Origin of the sequence: Pantoea sp. GABEPS69 (assembly GCF_045780835.1) — a bacterium.
GTDB classification, from domain to species: domain Bacteria; phylum Pseudomonadota; class Gammaproteobacteria; order Enterobacterales; family Enterobacteriaceae; genus Pantoea; species Pantoea septica.
This window is the reverse complement of sequence record NZ_CP118618.1, coordinates 3,753,350-3,778,518: the sequence shown is the minus strand read 5'-3', so window position 1 is coordinate 3,778,518 and position 25,169 is coordinate 3,753,350. Positions and strand designations below refer to the sequence as shown.

At 57.8% G+C, this 25,169-nt stretch carries 15 protein-coding genes, 2 tRNA genes, 3 rRNA genes and 1 riboswitch; of the genes, 16 read left to right on the top strand and 4 right to left on the bottom strand.

Annotation, left to right across the window (positions count from 1 at the left end):
- Positions 1 to 78 precede the first annotated feature (78 nt).
- Positions 79 to 178, bottom strand: a riboswitch (TPP riboswitch).
- 243 nt (positions 179 to 421) lie between these two features.
- The gene (locus PVE98_RS18360) at positions 422 to 931 is read right to left on the bottom strand and encodes an Rsd/AlgQ family anti-sigma factor (RefSeq protein ID WP_033755838.1); all 510 of its coding nucleotides are present in this window, start codon (positions 929 to 931) and stop codon (positions 422 to 424) included.
- 152 nt (positions 932 to 1,083) lie between these two features.
- Here PVE98_RS18360 and nudC point away from each other — a divergent pair, with 152 nt between their 5' ends.
- The 6 genes from nudC to PVE98_RS18330 all read left to right on the top strand — a co-directional run bounded on the left by nudC (position 1,084) and on the right by PVE98_RS18330 (position 5,479).
- On the top strand, positions 1,084 to 1,854 hold the full coding sequence (gene nudC, locus PVE98_RS18355) for an NAD(+) diphosphatase (RefSeq protein WP_033755840.1): 771 nt from the start codon (positions 1,084 to 1,086) through the stop codon (positions 1,852 to 1,854).
- A 41-nt stretch (positions 1,855 to 1,895) separates the two neighbouring features.
- Complete coding sequence (gene hemE, locus PVE98_RS18350) at positions 1,896 to 2,963, top strand: uroporphyrinogen decarboxylase (RefSeq protein ID WP_033755842.1); 1,068 nt, start codon at positions 1,896 to 1,898, stop codon at positions 2,961 to 2,963.
- A 2-nt stretch (positions 2,964 to 2,965) separates the two neighbouring features.
- Positions 2,966 to 3,634, top strand: coding sequence for a deoxyribonuclease V (nfi, locus tag PVE98_RS18345; RefSeq protein WP_048786702.1), 669 nt, complete (start codon positions 2,966 to 2,968; stop codon positions 3,632 to 3,634).
- A 62-nt stretch (positions 3,635 to 3,696) separates the two neighbouring features.
- Positions 3,697 to 4,287: a YjaG family protein gene (locus PVE98_RS18340; RefSeq protein ID WP_096072411.1), complete on the top strand. Its 591-nt coding sequence runs from the start codon at positions 3,697 to 3,699 to the stop codon at positions 4,285 to 4,287.
- Between the two features lie 188 nt (positions 4,288 to 4,475).
- A complete protein-coding gene (gene hupA, locus PVE98_RS18335) occupies positions 4,476 to 4,748 on the top strand; it encodes a nucleoid-associated protein HU-alpha (RefSeq protein WP_033755847.1) in 273 nt (90 codons plus the stop codon).
- A 68-nt stretch (positions 4,749 to 4,816) separates the two neighbouring features.
- A complete protein-coding gene (locus PVE98_RS18330) occupies positions 4,817 to 5,479 on the top strand; it encodes a DUF1481 domain-containing protein (protein WP_033755849.1) in 663 nt (220 codons plus the stop codon).
- Between the two features lie 35 nt (positions 5,480 to 5,514).
- Here PVE98_RS18330 and purD read toward each other — a convergent pair whose 3' ends face one another.
- Positions 5,515 to 6,795 carry a phosphoribosylamine--glycine ligase gene (purD, locus tag PVE98_RS18325; protein ID WP_096072412.1) on the bottom strand — a complete coding sequence of 427 codons (1,281 nt, stop codon included), beginning with the start codon at positions 6,793 to 6,795 and terminating at the stop codon, positions 5,515 to 5,517.
- Between the two features lie 16 nt (positions 6,796 to 6,811).
- On the bottom strand, positions 6,812 to 8,401 hold the full coding sequence (gene purH / locus PVE98_RS18320; RefSeq protein WP_096072413.1) for a bifunctional phosphoribosylaminoimidazolecarboxamide formyltransferase/IMP cyclohydrolase: 1,590 nt from the start codon (positions 8,399 to 8,401) through the stop codon (positions 6,812 to 6,814).
- Positions 8,402 to 9,015: 614 nt separating this feature from the next.
- Here purH and PVE98_RS18315 point away from each other — a divergent pair.
- From PVE98_RS18315 to aceK, 9 genes are all read left to right on the top strand, one after another.
- A 16S ribosomal RNA gene (locus PVE98_RS18315) occupies positions 9,016 to 10,557 on the top strand.
- Between the two features lie 72 nt (positions 10,558 to 10,629).
- Positions 10,630 to 10,706 (top strand) — tRNA-Ile (locus tag PVE98_RS18310).
- Positions 10,707 to 10,849: 143 nt separating this feature from the next.
- Positions 10,850 to 10,925, top strand: a tRNA-Ala gene (locus PVE98_RS18305).
- 194 nt (positions 10,926 to 11,119) lie between these two features.
- A 23S ribosomal RNA gene (locus tag PVE98_RS18300) occupies positions 11,120 to 14,026 on the top strand.
- Positions 14,027 to 14,225: 199 nt separating this feature from the next.
- Positions 14,226 to 14,341 (top strand): 5S ribosomal RNA (rrf, locus tag PVE98_RS18295).
- Together the 16S, 23S and 5S rRNA genes with 2 tRNA genes alongside form the textbook arrangement of a ribosomal RNA operon.
- Positions 14,342 to 14,573: 232 nt before the next feature.
- Positions 14,574 to 15,503, top strand: coding sequence for a homoserine O-succinyltransferase (gene metA / locus PVE98_RS18290; RefSeq protein ID WP_048785049.1), 930 nt, complete (start codon positions 14,574 to 14,576; stop codon positions 15,501 to 15,503).
- Between the two features lie 262 nt (positions 15,504 to 15,765).
- Positions 15,766 to 17,337: a malate synthase A gene (gene aceB / locus PVE98_RS18285; protein WP_096072414.1), complete on the top strand. Its 1,572-nt coding sequence runs from the start codon at positions 15,766 to 15,768 to the stop codon at positions 17,335 to 17,337.
- 16 nt (positions 17,338 to 17,353) lie between these two features.
- Positions 17,354 to 18,655: an isocitrate lyase gene (gene aceA, locus PVE98_RS18280; RefSeq protein ID WP_096072415.1), complete on the top strand. Its 1,302-nt coding sequence runs from the start codon at positions 17,354 to 17,356 to the stop codon at positions 18,653 to 18,655.
- A gap of 57 nt (positions 18,656 to 18,712) precedes the next feature.
- The gene (aceK, locus tag PVE98_RS18275; protein ID WP_096072416.1) at positions 18,713 to 20,431 is read left to right on the top strand and encodes a bifunctional isocitrate dehydrogenase kinase/phosphatase; all 1,719 of its coding nucleotides are present in this window, start codon (positions 18,713 to 18,715) and stop codon (positions 20,429 to 20,431) included.
- On the opposite strand, the gene iclR is transcribed toward aceK, so the two are convergent.
- The gene (gene iclR, locus PVE98_RS18270) at positions 20,428 to 21,255 is read right to left on the bottom strand and encodes a glyoxylate bypass operon transcriptional repressor IclR (RefSeq protein ID WP_096072417.1); all 828 of its coding nucleotides are present in this window, start codon (positions 21,253 to 21,255) and stop codon (positions 20,428 to 20,430) included. The genes aceK and iclR overlap by 4 nt on opposite strands.
- A gap of 243 nt (positions 21,256 to 21,498) precedes the next feature.
- Here iclR and metH point away from each other — a divergent pair, with 243 nt between their 5' ends.
- Entirely contained in the window at positions 21,499 to 25,134 is a 3,636-nt protein-coding gene (metH, locus tag PVE98_RS18265; RefSeq protein WP_407568600.1) for a methionine synthase, read from the top strand.
- Positions 25,135 to 25,169: the final 35 nt, after the last annotated feature.

The following is a 25,169-nucleotide window of genomic DNA, read 5'->3' as shown; positions in this document are numbered from 1 at the left end:
TCCTGTTGAGGGGGAACGTTGCTTGTCCGGAGTTCGGAAGGAGTAACAGAAACGGCAGGCAAAATCGCCAGCGTACTGATGATGTTTACTCTTGTTCCCTTCGCAGGTTCTAACCTGATCAGGTTCCGCGGATCCCGAATTAACGGTCTCAGCCCAGGGGGCACTCCGACAAGATTTCGTTTTACGTTTTAAGCTACTTAGCTTGCCATTTCGCGCACTGGGCAGTGCTCGTGACGGTCACATACTTCAGTATGCTCCCGTCCCTGCGCGCTGTCCGAGCGTGAACTGGCTGCGCACGTTACGCTTAAAACGCCAGTGCATATTGCACAAAAACAAAACGGGTTTTCGACGATAACGTCGAAAACCCGTTCAGCATAGAAGGACCGCTTCAGAATAACAAGCGATTTACAATTGGCTAACCTTAAGCCGGACGCGACAGCTGCGTGCTGTCGTTAGCCACCGGCGCACGCACCAGGCTGTTGTCCCACGCAAGCTGGATCAGCTTATCTTCCAGGGTAAAGCGCGCTTCCAGCACTTCGCCGACTTCCGACAGCGCCAGCTGAAAATCGACGCAGTTATCGTCGTCAATCGACTGCTGCAGATGGCCATCATAGAGCTGCATCAGGCGCTCGGTGTTGGCTTCCAGCGGCGGATAGACCTGCGCAGCGGCAATCATCGGGCTGTCGCCTTCCATCTCGTTGATGATGCGCTCGTAAATGCTGAAGTGACCGGCGGAAAGGTAATCGACCAGGCCGTGACAAAAATTGTCGAGCGCCTGCTCGTCTAACGTCGTGAGCGCCTCTTTGTTAGGCTTCAGCCCAACCAGGTGGTAATAAGAAACAAGAAGCTGGCGACGGGCGTCCAGCCACGTGTCTACCAGTTCGTTGCTGCCACCTACGCGCTCGGTCAGGACGTTTAACTGGTTAAGCATATCTGACTCCATGTAAAGAAGGTTCCCTTCCCGTCACGCTGCGGCTGGCCTGGTGCCGCCTGCAAGCTGGACGATTTAGGGTATAGTTGTTTGTCTACACACTTAACATCAGGACTTCAGCGTATCGATAAGACGCTAAGGATGACGATTAGATGCAACATGAGATCTCAAGCGTAGACGCTGGATGGTGGATTGTCAGCCATGAACAGAAACTTTGGTTGCCGCAAGGCGATCTGCCGCACGGCAGCGCCGCTGCGTTTAAGCTGGCAGGCAGCAAGGCGCAGGCGGTCGGCGAGTGGCAGGGCGAAACGGTATGGCTGGTGTGTGAGAGCCGCGATCGCGACATGTTCTCGGTGCGTCAGCTGATCGATGAAGAGCCAGGGCTGTTTCAGCTTGCCGGGCGCGCCGTGCAGCTGGCAGAGTTTTACCGCTCGCATCGCTTCTGCGGCTACTGCGGCCACGAAATGCATCTGAGCAAACATGAAAATGCCTGCCTCTGCGGACACTGCCGCGAACGCTACTATCCGCAAATCGCGCCCTGCATTATCGTCGCCATCCGACGCGGCGACGAGATATTGCTGGCCAACCATGCGCGTCATCGCAACAGCATCTATACCGTGCTGGCGGGCTTTGTCGAGGTGGGCGAGACGCTGGAGCAGGCGGTCGCGCGCGAGGTGATGGAAGAGAGCAACGTCCGCGTCAAAAACTTACGCTACGTCACGTCGCAGCCCTGGCCCTTCCCGCATTCGCTGATGATGGCCTTTATGGCGGAATATGACGGTGGCGATTTGCAAATCGATAACAAAGAGCTGCTGGACGCTGGCTGGTACCGCTACGACGCGCTGCCGCAGCTGCCGCCGCCGGGCACCGTGGCGCGCCGGCTAATCGAAGATACCGTCGCCATCTGCCGCGGCGAGGCGTAAGAAGTGTTACACTACGCGCCTGAAATTGAGAGAGTCCTGAAATGAGTGAACTGAAGAACGATCGTTATCTGCGCGCCCTGTTACGTCAACCGGTCGATATCACGCCGGTATGGATGATGCGACAAGCCGGGCGTTATTTGCCGGAGTACAAAGCGACGCGCGCCGTAGCCGGTGATTTTATGTCGCTGTGCAAAAACGCCGAACTGGCGTGTGAAGTCACCCTGCAGCCGCTGCGCCGCTACCCGCTTGATGCGGCGATCCTCTTCAGCGATATCCTGACGATCCCCGACGCGATGGGGCTGGGACTCTACTTCGAAACCGGCGAAGGCCCGCGTTTCTCTAATCCGGTTACCTGTCGCGCCGATGTCGATAAACTGCCGGTGCCCGATCCCGAGCAGGAACTCGGCTATGTGATGAATGCGGTACGCACCATTCGCAAAAACCTCAACGGCGAAGTGCCGCTGATCGGATTCTCCGGCAGTCCCTGGACGCTGGCGACCTACATGGTAGAGGGCGGCAGCAGCAAAGCCTTCACGAAAATCAAAAAGATGATGTACGCCGATCCGGCAACGCTGCATGCGATGCTCGACAAGCTGGCGGACAGCGTCATTCTTTATCTCAACGCGCAGATCCGCGCGGGCGCGCAGTCGGTAATGGTGTTCGACACCTGGGGCGGCGTGCTGACCGGACGCGATTACCTGGAGTTCTCGCTCTACTACATGCATAAAATCGTCGACAGCGTGCTGCATGAGAACGAAGGACGCCGCGTGCCGATTACGCTCTTCACTAAGGGCGGCGGACAGTGGCTGGAAGCGATGGCCGCCACCGGCTGCGACGCGCTCGGTCTCGACTGGACCACCGACATCGGCGAAGCGCGTCGTCGCGTCGGCGACAAAGTCGCGCTGCAGGGCAACATGGATCCGTCTATGCTTTATGCGCCAGCTGCGCGTATCGAGCAGGAAGTCGCGGGCATTCTCGACGGCTTCGGCGCGGGCAGCGGTCACGTCTTCAACCTGGGACATGGTATCCATCAGGATGTGCCGCCAGAGCATGCGGGCGTGTTCGTTGAGGCGGTGCACCGTCTCTCAGGCCAATATCATCAGGAGTAAGTATGGACATTGCTGCACTGCGCGCGGAGCAGATTCAGCGCGCTGCAGAGGTGGTGCGGCAGGATGATTTCGACGTTTTGCCGCCGCGTTTTATCGGCGGCGCCGACGTCGGATTCGAGCAGGAAGGGGCCGTGACGCGCGCCGCCCTGGTGATCCTCGAATATCCTTCCCTGAAGCTGGTGGAGCATCGCATCGCGCGCATCGCCACCACCATGCCTTATATTCCCGGCTTCCTCTCTTTTCGCGAATATCCTGCGCTGCTGGCGGCATGGGAAATGCTTGAGCGCAAACCGGATCTTCTTTTCGTCGACGGACACGGCATTTCGCACCCGCGTCGTCTCGGCGTCGCCTCGCACTTTGGCTTAATGGTTGACGTGCCGACGATCGGCGTGGCGAAAAAGCGCCTGTGCGGTCGCTTTGCCGATCTGGGCGCCGAGCCGGGATCGCGCCAGCCGCTGATAGACAAAGGCGAGCAGATCGGCTGGGTATGGCGCAGCAAAGCGCGCTGCAACCCGCTTTTCGTGGCGACCGGACACCGCGTCAGCCTGGATAGCGCGCTGCACTGGGTGGAAAACTGCATGGGCGGCTATCGCCTGCCGGAGCCTACGCGCTGGGCCGACGCCGTCGCCTCCAACCGCACCGCCTTTCAGCGCTGGCAAAGCGCGCTTTAACGCTGTGCGCGCGGCGCTTTTGCGGTACACTGCCGCCAGCTAAACGATGAAGAGCCCTGTTCATGTTACAAAACCCCGTTCACCTGCGTCTGGCTAAGCTGGAAAGCTGGCAGCATCTGACGTTTATGGCTTGCCTGTGCGAGCGTATGTTCCCCAATTACTGGGCATTCTGCCAGCAGACGGAATTCGCCGATCCGGCACTTTATCGCCGCCTTCTCGATCTCATCTGGGAAAGCCTGACGGTCAAAGACGCCAAAATCAATTTTGACAGCCAGCTGGAAAAGCTTGAGGCCGCCATTCCCGACGGCGATGCCTTCGAGGTGTATGGCGTTTATCCCGCTATCGACGCCTGCGTGGCGTTAAGCGAAGTGCTGCACGCGATGCTGAGCGGCGAAACGCTGGAGCATGCGATTGAAGTCAGCAAGACGTCGATCACCACCGTTGCGATGCTGGAAATGACCCAGGCCGGACGCGAAATGAGCGACGAAGAGCTGCGCGAAAACCCGGCCGTTATCGACGAGTGGGACATGCAATGGGAGATTTTCCGCCTGCTTGCCGACTGCGAAGAACGAGACCTTGAATTGATCAAAGGTTTGCGTTTGGACCTGCGGGAGGCGGGAATCAGCAACATCGGTATAAATTTTCAGCAGTAAGGCGGGAAAACGTGACTTCAGGCCCGAATTAGCGCGCCTGGAGGCTTCACATCGGCCCCCTCTCTGGTCTACATTTGGGGGGCTGAAAATTGTGGCTATCGGTGCGTGCAGGCTGAAGAGTGCCAGAATATGGCTTTTCCCTCGCACTCGTTGCTTAGCAAGCGATAAATACACTTTAAGGATAACTTATGAACAAGACTCAACTGATTGATGTGATCGCGGAAAAAGCGGACCTGTCGAAAACCCAGGCTAAAGCGGCTCTGGAATCAACTCTGGCTGCGATCACTGAGTCTCTGAAAGAAGGTGATGCTGTACAACTGGTTGGTTTTGGCACTTTTAAAGTGAACCACCGCGCTGAGCGTACCGGTCGCAACCCGCAAACTGGCAAAGAGATCAAAATCGCTGCGGCAAACGTACCGGCATTCGTGTCTGGTAAAGCGCTGAAAGACTCTGTTAAATAAGACGTCGCACTGCGGTCAGAATTTTAAAAGAAGGGGCGAATTCGCCCCTTTTGTATTAGGGGCCAGCTATGCCGAACCTGCGTTCGCCCTCCTGTTTTGCCCTGCTTGCTCTGCTTCTGCTTTCCGGGTGCGGTTCTACGCCCGACACGCCTCCTTTTAGCGCCAGCGGCTATCTTGCCGATCGCGGCGCGGTGCGCATCTGGCGCAAAAACAGCCACCTTACGATTCATTTGCGCACCCTCTATACGCCTTTTAACGGCGACGCGGCGGAAACTACCGACTATGTGTGGCAAGAGGAGAAGCTGGTCAGCGTAGCGCGCCACGTCAGCGGCAAGCAGCCAGACGATGTCACCCTGCGTTTCGATCAGGACGGCAGCCTGAGCTTTATGCAGCGGCAGCTGGCCGGGCGACGCGAAGCGGTCGATCCGGATACGATAGAGCTCTATAAGTTCGATGCACAGCGGATGCTGGCGCAGAGCAATGCGCTGCTCAGCGGCCGCGTGATGCTGAAGCAGGGCCAGTGGCTGGGCGCGAAGCAGATCGCCCTCTGCGACGGCGGGCGCGAGTCGCCATCCTTCGACGATTACGCGCTGCAGACGCTGGCGCAGCAGCAGAGACGCAGCGCCGCGCCGCTGCTGGTCTCCTGGCTGGAGGCGCCTGAAGGTACGCAGCTGCTGCGCGCGGCGCCGGGAGAAAGCTGTGATTCGCAGCCGAAAGAAGAGGATTTTTAGGGCAGAGAAAAGGGCGCATGGCGCGCCCTTTTTGCTTACTTGCGGTTAATGGCGCGATAGCCGATATCGCGGCGGCAGAAGCTGCCGTTCCAGGAGACAGGCTGAGCCAGCTCATAGGCGCGCTTTTGCGCCGCCGCCACGTCGTCACCCAGCGCGGTAACGCAGAGCACGCGGCCGCCGTTGGTCAGCACCAGATCGTTCTCAAGACGCGTACCGGCATGGAATACCTTGCCGTCGTCAACCTGCTCCAGCGGCAGGCCGTGAATCTGCTCGCCGTTGACGTAGTCGCCCGGATAGCCGCCCGCCGCCAGCACGACGCCGAGCGCCGGGCGCGGATCCCATTTTGAATCCGTCTTATCCAGCGCGCCGTCGCAGGCCGCCAGGCAGAGCTCAACCAAATCCGACTGCAGGCGCAGCATGATCGGCTGGGTTTCGGGATCGCCGAAGCGGCAGTTGAATTCGATGACTTTCGGCTGACCCGACTGATCGATCATCAGACCGGCATACAGGAAGCCGGTATAGACATTGCCTTCCGCCGCCATGCCGCGCACCGTCGGCCAGATCACCTGATCCATAACGCGCTGGTGGATCTCGTCGGTAACCACCGGCGCGGGGGAATAGGCGCCCATGCCGCCCGTGTTCGGACCGGTATCGCCATCGCCGACGCGCTTGTGATCCTGGCTGGTGGCCATCGGCAGCACATGTTCGCCATCAACCATGACGATAAAGCTGGCTTCTTCGCCGTCGAGAAACTCTTCAATCACGATGCGGTGGCCTGCGTCGCCGAAAGCGTTGCCAGCCAGCATATCTTTAACCGCTGCTTCCGCTTCTTCCAGCGTCATCGCGACGATTACGCCTTTACCGGCTGCCAGGCCGTCGGCCTTGATGACGATAGGCGCGCCTTTCTCGCGCAGGTACGCCAGCGCGACTTCGACATCTGTAAAGTTGCGGTACTCCGCGGTAGGAATATGGTGGCGGGCAAGGAAATCTTTGGTAAAGGCTTTAGAGCCTTCCAGCTGCGCGGCGTTTTTGGTTGGGCCGAAAATTTTCAGGCCCGCCGCGCGGAAGGCGTCGACCACGCCGATAACCAGCGGCGCTTCCGGACCGACGATAGTCAGGTCGATCGCTTCGCGCTGGGCGAACGCCAGCAGGGCAGGGATATCGGTTGGGCTGATATCAACATTTTGCAGCGCGGGCTCCAGCGCGGTGCCAGCGTTGCCGGGCGCGACGAATACCGTTTCCGCCAGCGGCGACTGCGCCGCTTTCCAGGCCAGCGCGTGTTCACGGCCGCCGTTGCCAATCACTAAAATTTTCATATTGCTCTCCGGATAATTAATGGCGGAAGTGGCGCATGTCAGTGAAGATCATGGCGATGCCGTGCTCGTCTGCCGCAGCGATAACCTCTTCGTCGCGAATAGAGCCGCCCGGCTGGATAACGCAGGTAACGCCGACAGCGGCCGCGGCATCGATACCGTCGCGGAATGGGAAGAACGCATCAGAAGCCATCGCCGAGCCTTTTACCTCCAGCCCTTCGTCCGCAGCCTTAATGCCGGCAATTTTAGCGGAGTAGACGCGGCTCATCTGGCCGGCGCCGATGCCGATGGTCATATTGTCGCGCGCATAAACGATGGCGTTGGATTTCACGAACTTCGCGACCTTCCAGCAGAAGAGCGCGTCGCGCAGCTCCTGCTCGCTCGGCTGACGCTTGCTGACCACGCGCAGCTGGCTCGCTTCCACCATGCCCAGGTCGCGATCCTGTACCAGCAGGCCGCCGGTAACGCGTTTGAAATCGAGTCCGGCGACGCGTTCCTGCCACTGGCCGCAGATCAGCACGCGAACGTTCTGCTTGGCCGCCGTGACTTTCAGCGCCGCTTCGCTGGCGGAAGGGGCGATGATCACTTCGACAAACTGACGGCTGATAATCGCCTGCGCGGTCGCTTCGTCCAGCTCGCGGTTGAAAGCGATAATGCCGCCGAAGGCCGAGGTCGGGTCGGTCTGATACGCGCGTTCGTAAGCCTCAAGAATTGATGCGCCAGCGGCGACGCCGCAGGGGTTGGCATGCTTAACGATAACGCACGCTGCTTCGCTGAACGCCTTCACGCACTCCAGCGCCGCGTCGGTATCGGCAATATTGTTGTAGGAGAGCGCTTTGCCCTGAACCTGCTGCGCGGTCGCTACCGAAGCTTCCTGCACGTTCTCTTCTATATAGAAGGCGGCGTCCTGATGGCTGTTTTCGCCGTAGCGCATATCCTGCTTCTTAATGAAGTTCAGATTGAGCGTGCGCGGGAAACGGCCAGCGGGTTGATTGCGCTCGCCATGATAGGCAGGAACCAGCGAGCCAAAGTAGTTGGCGATCATGCTGTCATAGGCCGCGGTATGCTCAAACGCTTTAATCGCAAGGTCAAAACGGGTTTCCAGCGTCAACGAGTTTTCGTTGGCGTCCAGCTCGGCCAGTATGGCGTCGTAGTCGCTGCTCTTGACCACAATCGCCACGTCCTTATGGTTCTTGGCCGCTGAACGCACCATGGTCGGGCCGCCGATATCGATATTCTCGACCGCATCTTCCAGCGTGCAGCCTTCGCGCGCAACGGTCTGCGCGAAGGGATAGAGGTTAACCACCACCATGTCGATAGGTTCGATAGCGTGCTGCGCCATAATGGCGTCATCCTGGCCGCGACGGCCCAGAATGCCGCCGTGCACTTTCGGGTGCAGCGTTTTGACGCGTCCATCCATCATTTCCGGGAAGCCGGTGTAGTCAGACACTTCGGTAACGGTGAGACCCGCATCGGCCAGCAGGCGAGCGGTTCCGCCTGTAGAGAGGAGTTCGACGCCGCGGCTGGAGAGCGCCTGAGCAAATTCGAGGATACCTGCTTTGTCTGAGACACTCAGCAGAGCGCGGCGTACAGGACGACGTTGTTGCATGGTGGTTTTATCCCTTGGCTTTGTTTCGCGTAAATAAGAGCGTTACATCAAGCTTAGCGATCTTCTTATGAATAAAAAGAGGCGAAACTTCAGGTAACGCCCCGAAAAGGGGCATCCGTGACGTCGCGGGGCATTGTAGCGAAAACGTTTGCGTGCTGCTCGCAAAAATTCGTTTTGAAATGCATTGTGGATAACTTTGTGGGTAATCACGTATAAGGCGGGCTTTTGCTGTGGAATGCAGCGAACGGTCATTTTTCTGCAATTTAGCTGTTGCGCTCTCTGAACGACTCCCTATAATGCGCCTCCATCGACACGGCACAACGGCTTACGGAATGCGGTGTTGAGGTGATGAAAGTCACCGTCGGTCAGAGCGAAAATAAACGCTTGACTGACACAGAGAGTAGCGTAATATACGCCACCTCGCAGCAGCAGGCTCCGCCGCTGACTGCACCGCTCTTTAACAATTTATCAGACAATCTGTGTGGGCACTCGGGAGCAGATATCAAAGCCTTCGGGCTTAAAAAATATCAAGCCTCACGAGTGGACACATAATGACATTCATTATGACGTTTTACAGATGAGCACCGCTTAACTGGTTTAAGCAAATCAAACTTAAATTGAAGAGTTTGATCATGGCTCAGATTGAACGCTGGCGGCAGGCCTAACACATGCAAGTCGAACGGCAGCACAGAAGAGCTTGCTCTTTGGGTGGCGAGTGGCGGACGGGTGAGTAATGTCTGGGAAACTGCCCGATGGAGGGGGATAACTACTGGAAACGGTAGCTAATACCGCATAACGTCGCAAGACCAAAGTGGGGGACCTTCGGGCCTCACACCATCGGATGTGCCCAGATGGGATTAGCTAGTAGGTGGGGTAACGGCTCACCTAGGCGACGATCCCTAGCTGGTCTGAGAGGATGACCAGCCACACTGGAACTGAGACACGGTCCAGACTCCTACGGGAGGCAGCAGTGGGGAATATTGCACAATGGGCGCAAGCCTGATGCAGCCATGCCGCGTGTATGAAGAAGGCCTTCGGGTTGTAAAGTACTTTCAGCGGGGAGGAAGGCGATGCGGTTAATAACCGCGTCGATTGACGTTACCCGCAGAAGAAGCACCGGCTAACTCCGTGCCAGCAGCCGCGGTAATACGGAGGGTGCAAGCGTTAATCGGAATTACTGGGCGTAAAGCGCACGCAGGCGGTCTGTCAAGTCGGATGTGAAATCCCCGGGCTTAACCTGGGAACTGCATTCGAAACTGGCAGGCTAGAGTCTTGTAGAGGGGGGTAGAATTCCAGGTGTAGCGGTGAAATGCGTAGAGATCTGGAGGAATACCGGTGGCGAAGGCGGCCCCCTGGACAAAGACTGACGCTCAGGTGCGAAAGCGTGGGGAGCAAACAGGATTAGATACCCTGGTAGTCCACGCCGTAAACGATGTCGACTTGGAGGCTGTTCCCCTGAGGAGTGGCTTCCGGAGCTAACGCGTTAAGTCGACCGCCTGGGGAGTACGGCCGCAAGGTTAAAACTCAAATGAATTGACGGGGGCCCGCACAAGCGGTGGAGCATGTGGTTTAATTCGATGCAACGCGAAGAACCTTACCTACTCTTGACATCCAGAGAACTTGGCAGAGATGCCTTGGTGCCTTCGGGAACTCTGAGACAGGTGCTGCATGGCTGTCGTCAGCTCGTGTTGTGAAATGTTGGGTTAAGTCCCGCAACGAGCGCAACCCTTATCCTTTGTTGCCAGCGATTCGGTCGGGAACTCAAAGGAGACTGCCGGTGATAAACCGGAGGAAGGTGGGGATGACGTCAAGTCATCATGGCCCTTACGAGTAGGGCTACACACGTGCTACAATGGCGCATACAAAGAGAAGCGACCTCGCGAGAGCAAGCGGACCTCATAAAGTGCGTCGTAGTCCGGATCGGAGTCTGCAACTCGACTCCGTGAAGTCGGAATCGCTAGTAATCGTGGATCAGAATGCCACGGTGAATACGTTCCCGGGCCTTGTACACACCGCCCGTCACACCATGGGAGTGGGTTGCAAAAGAAGTAGGTAGCTTAACCTTCGGGAGGGCGCTTACCACTTTGTGATTCATGACTGGGGTGAAGTCGTAACAAGGTAACCGTAGGGGAACCTGCGGTTGGATCACCTCCTTACCTGAAGATACTGCCTTCGAAGTGCTCACACAGATTGTCTGATAGAAAAGTAACGAGCAGAAAAACCTCTACAGGCTTGTAGCTCAGGTGGTTAGAGCGCACCCCTGATAAGGGTGAGGTCGGTGGTTCAAGTCCACTCAGGCCTACCAGATTTTCCCTCATGCTGCGTTGTGACGACGGCTCGCATAGTGAACTATGCTTCGCATCGCCACGCCTTGCCTGAGAAAAAATCGCATTCCTCGAACGAAGAATGCCACTCCTGGTATGTAGACGGTCTCTGCAGTAACTGTATGGGGCTATAGCTCAGCTGGGAGAGCGCCTGCCTTGCACGCAGGAGGTCAGCGGTTCGATCCCGCTTAGCTCCACCATACTGTTTTCTGAAATACTTCAGAGCGCGCCGGCAACGGCGGGCTGCGAAGTATTATGCTCTTTAACAATCCGGAACAAGCTGAAAATTGAAACGACGCGTCGCGTTATTCCCCCGTAACAGGGAATAAAGGCAGCGCGTTCGAGTCTCTCAATAATCACATCCGCGACGTCGCAAGACGCCTGTGGGTTGTGAGGTTAAGCGACTAAGCGTACACGGTGGATGCCCTGGCAGTCAGAGGCGATGAAGGACGTGCTAATCTGCGAAAAGCGCCGGCAAGGTGATATGAACCGCAACAGCCGGCGATGTCCGAATGGGGAAACCCAGTGTGTTTCGACACACTATCGCAACATGAATACATAGTGTTGCGAGGCGAACCGGGGGAACTGAAACATCTAAGTACCCCGAGGAAAAGAAATCAACCGAGATTCCCCCAGTAGCGGCGAGCGAACGGGGAGCAGCCCAGAGCCTGAATCAGCTTGTGTGTTAGTGGAAGCGTCTGGAAAGTCGCAGGGTACAGGGTGACACTCCCGTACACGAAAACACACATTCTGTGAGCTCGATGAGTAGGGCGGGACACGTGGTATCCTGTCTGAATATGGGGGGACCATCCTCCAAGGCTAAATACTCCTGACTGACCGATAGTGAACCAGTACCGTGAGGGAAAGGCGAAAAGAACCCCGGCGAGGGGAGTGAAACAGAACCTGAAACCGTGTACGTACAAGCAGTGGGAGCCTCTTTTATGGGGTGACTGCGTACCTTTTGTATAATGGGTCAGCGACTTATATTCTGTAGCAAGGTTAACCGTATAGGGGAGCCGCAGGGAAACCGAGTCTTAACTGGGCGTTAAGTTGCAGGGTATAGACCCGAAACCCGGTGATCTAGCCATGGGCAGGTTGAAGGTTGGGTAACACTAACTGGAGGACCGAACCGACTAATGTTGAAAAATTAGCGGATGACCTGTGGCTGGGGGTGAAAGGCCAATCAAACCGGGAGATAGCTGGTTCTCCCCGAAAGCTATTTAGGTAGCGCCTCGTGAACTCATCCTCGGGGGTAGAGCACTGTTTCGGCTAGGGGGCCATCCCGGCTTACCAACCCGATGCAAACTGCGAATACCGAGGAATGTTATCACGGGAGACACACGGCGGGTGCTAACGTCCGTCGTGAAGAGGGAAACAACCCAGACCGCCAGCTAAGGTCCCAAAGTCATGGTTAAGTGGGAAACGATGTGGGAAGGCCCAGACAGCCAGGATGTTGGCTTAGAAGCAGCCATCATTTAAAGAAAGCGTAATAGCTCACTGGTCGAGTCGGCCTGCGCGGAAGATGTAACGGGGCTAAACCATGCACCGAAGCTGCGGCAGCGACGCGCAAGCGTTGTTGGGTAGGGGAGCGTTCTGTAAGCCGTCGAAGGTGTGCTGTGAGGCATGCTGGAGGTATCAGAAGTGCGAATGCTGACATAAGTAACGATAAAGCGGGTGAAAAGCCCGCTCGCCGGAAGACCAAGGGTTCCTGTCCAACGTTAATCGGGGCAGGGTGAGTCGACCCCTAAGGCGAGGCCGAAAGGCGTAGTCGATGGGAAACAGGTTAATATTCCTGTACTTGGTGTTGCTGCGAAGGGGGGACGGAGAAGGCTATGTTGGCCGGGCGACGGTTGTCCCGGTTTAAGCGTGTAGGTGTGTGCTCCAGGCAAATCCGGTGCACTTTACACTGAGGCGTGACGACGAGGCACTACGGTGCTGAAGCAACAAATGCCCTGCTTCCAGGAAAAGCCTCTAAGCTCCAGGCAACACGAAATCGTACCCCAAACCGACACAGGTGGTCAGGTAGAGAATACCAAGGCGCTTGAGAGAACTCGGGTGAAGGAACTAGGCAAAATGGTGCCGTAACTTCGGGAGAAGGCACGCTGGCGCGTAGGTGAAGGGACTTGCTCCCGGAGCCGAGGCCAGTCGAAGATACCAGCTGGCTGCAACTGTTTATTAAAAACACAGCACTGTGCAAACACGAAAGTGGACGTATACGGTGTGACGCCTGCCCGGTGCCGGAAGGTTAATTGATGGGGTTATCCGCAAGGAGAAGCTCTTGATCGAAGCCCCGGTAAACGGCGGCCGTAACTATAACGGTCCTAAGGTAGCGAAATTCCTTGTCGGGTAAGTTCCGACCTGCACGAATGGCGTAATGATGGCCAGGCTGTCTCCACCCGAGACTCAGTGAAATTGAAATCGCTGTGAAGATGCAGTGTACCCGCGGCAAGACGGAAAGACCCCGTGAACCTTTACTACAGCTTGACACTGAACACTGGTCCTTGATGTGTAGGATAGGTGGGAGGCTTTGAAGCGTGGACGCCAGTCTGCGTGGAGCCATCCTTGAAATACCACCCTTTAATGGCTGGTGTTCTAACGTAGGCCCGTTATCCGGGCTGCGGACAGTGTCTGGTGGGTAGTTTGACTGGGGCGGTCTCCTCCCAAAGCGTAACGGAGGAGCACGAAGGTTGGCTAATCCTGGTCGGACATCAGGAGGTTAGTGCAATGGCATAAGCCAGCTTGACTGCGAGAGTGACGGCTCGAGCAGGTGCGAAAGCAGGTCATAGTGATCCGGTGGTTCTGAATGGAAGGGCCATCGCTCAACGGATAAAAGGTACTCCGGGGATAACAGGCTGATACCGCCCAAGAGTTCATATCGACGGCGGTGTTTGGCACCTCGATGTCGGCTCATCACATCCTGGGGCTGAAGTAGGTCCCAAGGGTACGGCTGTTCGCCGTTTAAAGTGGTACGCGAGCTGGGTTTAGAACGTCGTGAGACAGTTCGGTCCCTATCTGCCGTGGGCGCTGGAAAACTGAGGGGGGTTGCTCCTAGTACGAGAGGACCGGAGTGAACGCACCGCTGGTGTTCGGGTTGTCATGCCAATGGCACTGCCCGGTAGCTAAGTGCGGAAGAGATAAGTGCTGAAAGCATCTAAGCACGAAACTTGCCCCGAGATGAGTTTTCCCTGAGCACTTGATGCTCCTGAAGGGACGTTGAAGACGACGACGTTGATAGGCCGGGTGTGTAAGCGCAGCGATGCGTTGAGCTAACCGGTACTAATGACCCGTGAGGCTTAACCTTACAACGCCAGAGGCGTTTTGTGAGACGCGAGATTTTCAGCTTGTTAACGGATAAAGAATTAGCGGGAACGAAAGATTTTGCGCTGAAGCAAGGCGGCAAGCGCGGTAAAGGAAGGAGCATACTGAGGTATGTGACTGACTTTACGAGAGCAGCCAACGCAGCAGCAGCGTAAAAGATTCGTTCCGTGCACAAGAATTTGCCTGGCGGCCTTAGCGCGGCGGTCCCACCTGACCCCATGCCGAACTCAGAAGTGAAACGCCGTAGCGCCGATGGTAGTGTGGGGCCTCCCCATGCGAGAGTAGGGAACTGCCAGGCATCCAACTGCGATAACCCTGACCTCACGGTCAGGGTTTTTTGCTTTTCAGGCCAGAAAAAAAGATCTCACGTCCTTTCTTTATCATCCTTTTTGCCTTCCTCTTCTTTTTGCCGTTTAAAGCTGAAAGATTTTCATAAATCGCATGAAGACTCGACATCATCAGGCTGCCAGGCTATTGTTGGGCATCTGGATGTCTAAACGTATATACGGTTGTAAAGAGGAAAGTCGCACATGCCAATCAGGGTTCCCGATGAATTACCGGCAGTAAATTTCTTGCGTGATGAAAACGTCTTTGTCATGACTTCGTCGCGCGCCAGTGTTCAGGAAATCCGTCCGTTGAAAGTTCTGGTGCTCAATCTGATGCCGAAAAAGATTGAGACGGAAAACCAGTTCCTGCGTCTGCTGTCCAACTCGCCCTTACAGATCGATATTCAGCTGCTGCGCATCGACAGCCGCGAATCGCGTAATACGCCGACAGAACATCTCAACAACTTCTACTGCAACTTTGACGATATCCAGCACGATAACTTCGACGGGCTGATCGTCACCGGCGCGCCGCTGGGCCTGGTCGATTTTAACGACGTAGCCTACTGGCCGCAGATCCAGCGCGTGCTGCACTGGGCGAAAGAGCACGTTACCTCGACGCTCTTTGTCTGCTGGGCAGTGCAGGCGGCGCTTAATATTCTCTACGGCATCCCTAAACAGACGCGGCAAAACAAACTGTCGGGCGTCTATGAACATCAGATTTTGCATCCGCACGCGCTGCTGACGCGCGGTTTTGACGACAACTTTCTGGCGCCCCATTCGCGCTACGCTGATTTCCCGACGCAGCTCATCACCGACTACACCGATCTGGAGCTGTTCGCCGAATCTGAACAGACCGGCGCCTATCTGATGGCCAGCAAAGACAAGCGTCTGGTTTTCGTTACCGGCCATCCTGAATATGACGCGTTGACCCTGTCAGGCGAATACCATCGGGACTACGAGGCGGGCCTGCAGCCGGAGGTGCCGTTCAACTACTTCCCGCAGGACAACCCGGAGCTGCCGCCACGCGCCACCTGGCGCAGTCACGGCAATCTGCTGTTCTCTAACTGGCTGAATTACTATGTCTACCAGATTACGCCATTCGATCTGCGTCGCATGAATCCCACGCTCGAATAATCGGTTTCCTCGTTTGTCCTTACCGTGCCAGCTGCAAAGCTGTCACGGTTTTTTTATGCCTGTCGCTTTTCGAAAACGCCTCCCTTTAATTAAAGAAGTTTAATTTCATTTTAATCATCAGGTTAATTGAGATATTAAATTAAAATGGAAATAGTTTTTGATTTTGAAAATGGCGAGTATATGCTTGGATCCTGTAGCTCAAAAATTATCCTTTAACCGGATCGCTGTGACAGGATCCGATCGGCGACAGGAGCGATCTCGCATGACCGACACGATAATTCATAGCGATCTTACCTTCACAGAACCCTTCTCCCATGCGGAACAGCAGCTGCTCACTCCAGAGGCGCAGCAGTTCTTGCTTGAACTGGTCACTCATTTCTCCGCCGAGCGCGAAAGGCTGCTTGATCTCAGGCAGCAGCGGCAGCAGCGTTATGACGCTGGTCAGCTTCCCGACTTTGATATGGAAACTGCTTCCATTCGTGAAAGTACCTGGCGTATCGGCACCATACCTGATGACCTGCTGGACAGGCGCGTGGAAATCACCGGGCCGCCAGAACGCAAAATGGTCATTAACGCCCTGAACGCGAACGTGAAGGTGTATATGGCGGATTTTGAAGACTCGCTGACGCCGCAGTGGAGCAAGCTGATGGAGGGGCAGCAAACGCTGCGTGAGGCGGTGAATGGGACGCTCAGCTTTACCAGCGAAAGCGGAAAGATCTACCAGCTGCGCGCCGATCCTGCGGTGCTAATGTGTCGCGTACGGGGTCTGCATCTGGATGAAAAACATGTGCAGTGGCAGGGCAAAGCGATTCCCGGCGGATTATTTGATTTTGCCCTCTACTTTTTCCACAACGTTTCCGCGCTGCTCAGCAAAGGCAGCGGGCCTTACTTCTATCTGCCGAAAAGCGAAAGCTGGCAGGAAGCGGCATGGTGGCGCGAGATCTTTAGCTTCACGGAAGATCGCTTTCAGCTGCCGCGCGGCACCATCAAGGTCACGGTACTGATCGAAACCCTGCCAGCGGTATTCCAGATGGATGAGATCCTGTGGAACCTGCGCGACCATATTGTCGGCCTTAACTGCGGCCGCTGGGATTACATCTTCAGCTATATCAAAACGCTGCGTCAGCATGGCGACCGCATCCTGCCCGATCGACAGTCGATCACCATGGCGCAGCCTTTCCTGGAAGCTTATTCGCGACTGCTGGTGAAAACCTGCCATCGTCGCGGTGCGTTCGCGATGGGCGGTATGTCCGCCTTAATCCCAGCCAAAGAGCGCGCGCGCAATGAATGGGTACAGCAGCGCGTGCGCGAAGATAAACAGCGTGAAGCGGATAACGGTCACGACGGCACCTGGATAGCCCATCCCGGACTGGCTGATACGGCAATGGCCGTCTTCGACGCCGCGCTCGGCGAGCGGCAAAACCAGCTCGACGTGCTGCGCGAAAACGATGCGCCTGTCGACGCCGCACAGCTGCTGGCACCCTGCGCAGGCGAACGCACCGAAGCGGGTATGCGCGCCAATATTCGCGTCGCGCTGCGTTACCTGGAGGCCTGGCTGGGCGGCAACGGCTGCGTGCCGATCGACGGTCTGATGGAAGATGCCGCCACGGCGGAAATTGCTCGTACCTCTATCTGGCAGTGGATTCATCATCAGCAAACTCTGAGCGACGGTCAGCCCGTCAGCGCCGAAAGCTTTTTGCGCATGCTGGATGAAGAACGACGCCAGCTTAACGATACGCGTTACGACGACGCGGCGCGGTTGATGGCGCAAATCACCACTGAAGACGAACTGGTTTCATTTCTTACTCTGCCGGGCTATCGCCTTATCCCCTGAAAAAGGAGCCGTTGCCATGACTCGTACCCAACAGACTCAGCAACTTGAACAAGCCTGGCGCGCACCGCGCTGGGAAGGCATCACGCGTCCCTACAGCGCTGAAGAGGTCGTTAAACTGCGCGGCTCGGTTAATCCTGCCTGCACGCTGGCGCAGCGCGGCGCGGAAAAGCTCTGGACGCTGCTCAACGGCGCAGCGCGCAAAGGCTACATTAACAGCCTCGGCGCACTCACCGGCGGCCAGGCGTTGCAGCAGGCGAAAGCGGGCATTGAAGCGATCTATCTTTCCGGCTGGCAGGTGGCGGCGGATGCCAATCTTGCCGGGCAGATGTATCCCGATCAGTCGCTCTATCCTGTGAACTCGGTGCCGGAAGTGGTACAGCGCATCAATCAGACCTTTCAGCGCGCCGATCAGATCCAGTGGGCGAACGGCGCTGAACCGGGTGATGAGGAGTTCATTGACTATTTCCTGCCGATTGTCGCCGATGCCGAAGCGGGATTTGGCGGCGTGCTCAACGCTTTTGAACTGATGAAAGCGATGATTAGCGCGGGCGCCGCAGCGGTACATTTCGAAGATCAGCTGGCGGCGGTGAAAAAGTGCGGGCATATGGGCGGAAAGGTGCTGGTGCCGACGCAGGAAGCGATACAGAAACTGGTGGCGGCACGGCTGGCGGCTGACGTGATGGATGTGCCGACCATCCTGTTAGCACGCACCGACGCCGATGCGGCCGATCTGATTACTTCCGACTGTGACGACTATGACCGGCCTTTTATTCGCGGCGATCGCACGGCGGAAGGCTTCTTTCGCACGCACGCGGGCATCGAGCAGGCGATCAGCCGCGGGCTGGCCTATGCGCCCTACGCTGATGTGCTGTGGTGCGAAACCTCGACGCCGGATCTGGCGCTGGCGCAGCGCTTCGCCACGGCTATTCACGCACGCTATCCCGGCAAGCTGCTGGCCTATAACTGCTCGCCCTCATTTAACTGGAAAAAGAACCTCGACGACCGCGCCATCGCAGGATTTCAGCAGGCGCTGAGCGAGATGGGCTATCGCTTCCAGTTCATCACTCTGGCGGGCATTCACAGCATGTGGTTCAACATGTTCGACCTGGCGCACGCTTATGCCCAGGGAGAGGGCATGCGCCACTACGTCGAAAAGGTACAGCAGCCGGAGTTTGCGGCGCGCGATAAAGGCTACAGCTTCTCATCTCATCAGCAGGAGGTTGGGACGGGCTATTTCGATCGGGTCACCACGCTGATCCAGGGCGGCCATTCGTCAGTGACGGCGCTGACCGGCTCGACCGAACAGCACCAGTTTTAACCCCGTGTCACATGGCCTGCCCAACGCGTTTGGGCAGGCTTTTGTTGGGAGCTGCCTGTGCCACCACGCGAATCCTTAATTGCTCATACCATTCTGCAAGGCTTTGACGCGCAGTATGGTCGCTTTCTTGATATTACCGCTGGCGCGCAGCAGCGCTTTGAACAGGCTGACTGGCAGGCGGTACAGCAGGCGATGAAAACGCGCATCCACCTTTACGATAGCCACGTCGCGCTGGTGGTGGATCAGCTGCGCATACTCAACGACGCGGCACACTGGGACGATGCGTTCTGGCCACAGGTAAAACAGGATTATGAAGCGCTGCTGCCGGACTATCCGCGTGCGGAAATCGCCGAAAGCTTTTTCAATTCAGTCTACTGTCGTTTGCATGGACATACCCACCTGCAGCCGAAGCGGCTGTTTATCTTCTCCACCCAGCACCACGCCTCACAGCCTGCACGACCGCTGGCGCGTCGCTATCAGCCGCAGCACGGCTGGCAGGCGATGCTGGAGCAGGTGCTGTGCGATACCACGCTGACGCTGCCCTGGCAGGACCGCGCGCGCGACGCCAGTTATATCCTGCGCCATCTGCAACAGCATTTCAGGCTGGATGGCGGCTGGCTGGAGGTGGCCAGCGAGCTCTTTTTCCGTAATAAAACCGCGTGGATCGTAGCGCGTTTGCACCTGCCGCACGCCATTTTTCCCTGTCTGCTACCGGTTCAGCGCACCGCCCAGGGCGAGTTATGGATCGATACCTGCCTGACGGATGCTAACGACGCCAGCATCGTGTTCGGCTTCGCCCGCGCCTACTTTATGGTATACGCGCCGGTGCCCGCTGCGCTGGTGGCGTGGCTCCAGCCGATTCTGCCAGGCAAAACGCTCTCTGAACGCTATATGGCCATCGGCTGCCAGAAGCACGGCAAAACCGAAAGCTATCGCGACTATCTGCATGCGCTGGCGCACAGCGACGCGGCATTCAAAATAGCGCCCGGCGTGCGCGGCATGGTGATGCTAGTCTTTACGCTGCCAGGCTTTGATCGCGTCTTCAAAGTGATCCGCGATCGCTTTGCGCCGCAGAAAGAGGTGACGGAGGCGCAGGTGCGCGCCTGTTATCAGCAGGTCAAAGAGCACGACCGCGTCGGACGTATGGCGGACACGCTGGAGTTCGAGCAGTTTGCGCTACCGCTGGCGCGTATCCCGCCTACGCTGATGGCGGAGTTTCAGGCCAGCATTGCCACGAAGATGCATATCGACGGCGACCGCCTGATTATCCGCCATCTGTGGCTGGAACGGCGTATGCAGCCGCTCAACCTCTATCTGGCGCAGGCGAACAGCGAAGAGCGGCGGCACGCGGTTGAGGAGTATGGCCACGCCATCAAACAGCTGGCGGCGGCCAATATTTTTCCGGGTGATATGCTGTTTAAAAACTTCGGCATGACGCGACATGGACGCGTGGTGTTTTACGACTACGATGAAATCCGGCCCATGGATGAGCTGCACTTCCGCGACGTGCCGCAGGCGCGCTACGACGAAGACGAACTGAGCGCCGAACCCTGGTACAGCGTCGGCCCGGACGATGTCTTTCCCGAAACCTTCCGCTATGCGCTGTGCAGCGAGGCCGCGACCGGCGCGCTGCTGCAACAGCTGCATCCTGAACTCTTCGATGCGGGCTGGTGGCGTGCACAGCAGCAGCGCATCCGGCAGGGGCATGTGGAAGAGGTGATTGCCTGGCGCCAGGCGCAGCGCTTCAGCGTGCGCTACGCCCGCGAACTGGCTTAGCGGCCGCTGTAGGCCAGCGTCACCTGACGCGCCTCGCGGATCACCAGCGCGCCCAGCTCGGTAATGCGATCGTCCGTCATACGCGCGATCGGCCCGGATATCGACAGGGCGGCAAAAGGCTCGCCGTGCTCGTCGTAGATAGGCGCGGCGACGCAGCGCAGTCCCAGCGCATGCTCCTCATCGTCAAAGGCGAAACCGCCTTTGCGTACCTGCGCCAGATTGGCCTTCAGGCTCTGCGGCGACATCAGGGTATTGGGCGTGTAGTGGTGCAGTCCTTTCTGATGCAGCAGCGCGGTGACCTGCTCATCGCTCAGGTGCGCCAGAAAAGCCTTGCCCGCGCCTGAGGCGTGCATCGGCAGCTTGCCGCCAATCGGCGCCGACATGCGCATCAGCTGGGTGCACTGCACCTGATCGATGATCACCGCCTGATAGTCGCTGAGATCCAGCACGGCCAGATTGACCGTTTCGCCAGAGGTTTCCATCAGCGTGCGCAGCACGGGATGAACCAGCGCCAGCAGATTTCGGCTCTGCAAAAAACTGCTGCCGACCACAAAGGCGTGCGCGCCAATCGTCCACAGGCCGAGATCGCCGGTCTGATGCACGAAGCCTTGCTGCTGCATCGTCGTCAGCAAACGGTGCGTGGTGGAGTTAGGCAATCCAGCCTGCTGCGCCAGTTCGGTCAGCGCCACGCTGCCGTGGGAGTCGGCGATCAGCTCCAGCAGATGCAGGCCGCGTTGCAGAGACTGCACCTGACCGCTGGCCGGCGGCGCGGCGGGAGTGCCGCGCGGTTTTTTGCCGCGTTTAGCGGGGACGGGCGTAACCATTGAGGTATCTCCTTGCGCAAAGTGGAAATCATTTTCAGCTTAATTGTGCAATTTGCAAACCCGCGTGTTCTGGTCCGATCTGTTACGCGTTCTGCCTGAAAATGTCTCACCTGCTGCGGCTTTCTCCCCTGCGTAAGTTATGACAGTATGAGGCGCTGGCGTTTTAGCCAGCAAATTGAGCTAAACGAGGCAAGAGTGAGCAACAGAATCGAAGCGCTGCATCAGCAGCTCGCGCAACGCATCATGGTGCTGGACGGCGGCATGGGCACGATGATCCAGAGCTACAGGCTGGACGAGCAGGATTTTCGCGGCAGCCGCTTCGGCGACTGGCCCTGCGACCTCAAAGGCAACAACGATCTGCTGGTGCTCAGCAAGCCTGAGGTGATCCGCGAGATCCACCACGCCTATCTGGAAGCGGGCGCCGATATTCTGGAAACCAATACCTTTAACGCCACCACCATTGCGATGGCGGATTACCAGATGGAAGCGCTCTCGGCGGAGATCAACTTCGAGGCTGCCCGACTGGCGCGCGCCTGCTGCGACGAATGGACGGCGAAAACCCCGCAGCGTCCGCGCTACGTCGCCGGCGTGCTCGGCCCGACCAACCGCACCTGCTCGATCTCGCCGGACGTTAACGATCCCGCTTTCCGCAACGTCACCTTTAGCCAGCTGGTAGAAGCGTATCGCGAATCGACGCGCGCGCTGGTGGAAGGCGGCGCCGATCTCATTATGATCGAAACGGTATTCGACACGCTAAACGCTAAAGCGGCGATTTTCGCGGTGCAGACCGAGATGGAGGCGCTGGGCGTCAACCTGCCGCTGATGATCTCCGGCACCATTACCGACGCCTCTGGCCGCACGCTCTCCGGCCAGACCACGGAAGCTTTCTATAACTCGCTGCGCCACGCCGAACCGCTGTCGTTCGGCCTCAACTGCGCGCTCGGCCCGGACGAGCTGCGTCAGTACGTAGCGGAAATGTCGCGCATCGCTGAATGCTATGTCACCGCGCACCCGAACGCCGGGCTTCCCAACGCCTTCGGCGAATACGATCTCGATGCTGGCGTCATGGCCGAGCAGATTGGCGAATGGGCGCGCGCCGGCTTCCTCAACATCATCGGCGGCTGCTGCGGCACCACACCGCAGCACATCAGGGCGATGGCGGATATCGTCGCCGGGGTGGCGCCGCGCAAACTGCCTGAACTGCCGGTCGCCTGTCGTCTCTCCGGGCTTGAGCCGCTCAATATCAGCGGCGACACGCTGTTCGTCAACGTAGGCGAGCGCACCAACGTCACCGGCTCGGCCAAATTCAAGCGCCTGATTAAAGAAGAGAAATACAACGAGGCGCTGGAAGTGGCGCTGCAGCAGGTGCAGAGCGGCGCGCAGGTTATCGACATCAATATGGATGAGGGCATGCTCGACGCCGAAGCGGCGATGGTGCGCTTTCTTAACCTGATCGCCGGCGAGCCCGATATCGCGCGCGTGCCTGTTATGATCGACTCCTCAAAGTGGGAGGTGATTGAAAAGGGGCTGCAGTGCATCCAGGGCAAAGGCATCGTTAACTCGATCTCGATGAAAGAGGGCGAGGAGACCTTTATCCACCATGCGCGGCTGGTGCGCCGCTACGGCGCGGCGATGGTGGTGATGGCCTTCGACGAAGCGGGCCAGGCGGATACGCGCGCGCGCAAAATCGAGATCTGCCGCCGCGCCTACAAGATCCTCACCGAGCAGGTCGGCTTTCCGCCGGAAGATATTATCTTCGACCCGAATATCTTTGCCGTCGCCACCGGCATCGACGAGCACAATAACTACGCGGTGGACTTTATCGGCGCCTGCGAAGATATCAAGCGCGAGCTGCCGCATGCGATGATCTCCGGCGGCGTCTCTAACGTGTCGTTCTCATTTCGCGGCAACGATCCGGTACGCGAAGCCATCCACGCGGTGTTCCTCTATTACGCCATCCGCAACGGCATGGATATGGGCATCGTCAACGCCGGTCAGCTGGCGATTTACGACGATCTGCCCGCCGAGCTGCGCGAGGCGGTAGAGGACGTTATCCTTAACCGCCGCGACGACGGCACCGAGCGTTTGCTGGCGCTGGCGGAGAAGTACCGCGCCAGCAAAGGCGACGGCACAGAGGATAAGCAGCAGGCGGAATGGCGCAGCTGGGACGTGGTAAAGCGGCTGGAATATTCGCTGGTAAAAGGCATCACCGAGTTTATCGAGCAGGATACCGAAGAGGCGCGTCAGGCGTCGGCGCGGCCGATTGAGGTGATTGAAGGTCCGCTGATGGCGGGCATGAACGTGGTGGGCGACCTGTTCGGCGAAGGAAAGATGTTCCTGCCGCAGGTGGTGAAGTCGGCGCGCGTGATGAAGCAGGCGGTGGCTTACCTTGAACCCTATATTCAGGCCAGCAAAGAGGCGGGCCGCAGCAACGGCAAAATCGTGCTGGCGACGGTAAAAGGCGACGTGCACGACATCGGCAAGAATATCGTCGGCGTAGTGCTACAGTGCAATAACTACGAGATTATCGACCTCGGCGTGATGGTGCCGAGCGACAAAATCCTGAAAACCGCCATCGAACAGCAGGCGGATATTATCGGACTGTCGGGCCTGATTACGCCGTCGCTGGATGAGATGGTCAACGTCGCCAAAGAGATGGAGCGTCAGGGCTTTACGCTGCCGCTGCTGATTGGCGGCGCGACCACGTCAAAGGCGCACACCGCCGTGAAGATCGAGCAGAACTATAGCGGCCCGACGGTCTATGTGCAGAACGCCTCGCGCACCGTGGGCGTGGTATCGTCGCTGCTTTCGTCGACCCTGAAAGCGGATTTCGTGGCGCGCACGCGCAAAGAGTACGAGACCGTGCGCATCCAGCACGCGCGTAAAAAGCCGCGCACGCCGCCGGTGTCGCTGCAGGTTGCGCGCGATAACGCGGTCTCCATCGACTGGGAAAGCTATACGCCGCCGGTGGCGCATCGACTCGGCGTCAGCGAGATAGCGGTCGGCATCGACACGCTGCGCCACTATATCGACTGGACGCCGTTCTTTATGACCTGGTCGCTGGCGGGCAAGTATCCGCGCATTCTGGAAGATGAGGTGGTAGGCGAAGAGGCGAAGCGTCTGTTTGCCGACGCCAACGCGATGCTGGACCAGCTCAGCACGCAAAAAGCGCTGACGCCGCGCGGCGTGGTGGGCATTTTCCCGGCTAACCGCGTCGGGGACGATATTGAGATTTACCGCGACGAGAGCCGCCGCGAGGTGGTTGCTGTCAGTCATCATCTGCGCCAGCAGACGGAGAAAACCGATTTTCCCAACTACTGTCTGGCCGATTATGTCGCGCCGAAAGGGAGCGGCAAGTCGGATTATCTGGGCGCGTTCGCCGTGACCGGCGGCCTGGAAGAGGATGCGCTGGCGGAGGCGTATGACGCGCAGCACGACGACTACAACAAAATCATGGTGAAAGCGGTGGCCGATCGGCTGGCGGAAGCCTTCGCCGAATATCTGCACGAGCGGGTGCGTAAGGTGATCTGGGGCTTTGCCGCCCATGAGAACCTGAGCAAAGAGGAGCTGATCCGCGAAAATTATCAGGGCATTCGTCCCGCGCCGGGCTATCCCGCCTGTCCGGAACATACCGAGAAAGCGGCGATCTGGCAGCTGCTGGATGTGGAAACCCATACCGGCATGAAGCTCACCGAATCCTTCGCCATGTGGCCGGGCGCATCGGTTTCAGGCTGGTACTTCAGTCATCCGGATAGCCGTTACTTCGCGGTGGCGCAGATCCAGCGCGATCAGGTCGAGGATTATGCGGCGCGTAAAGGCATGGCGGTGAGCGAGGTTGAGCGCTGGCTGGCGCCGAATTTAGGGTATGACGCGGATTAAAACCACGGACGGCTTCGAAAGTTAAAAGGCAGGTG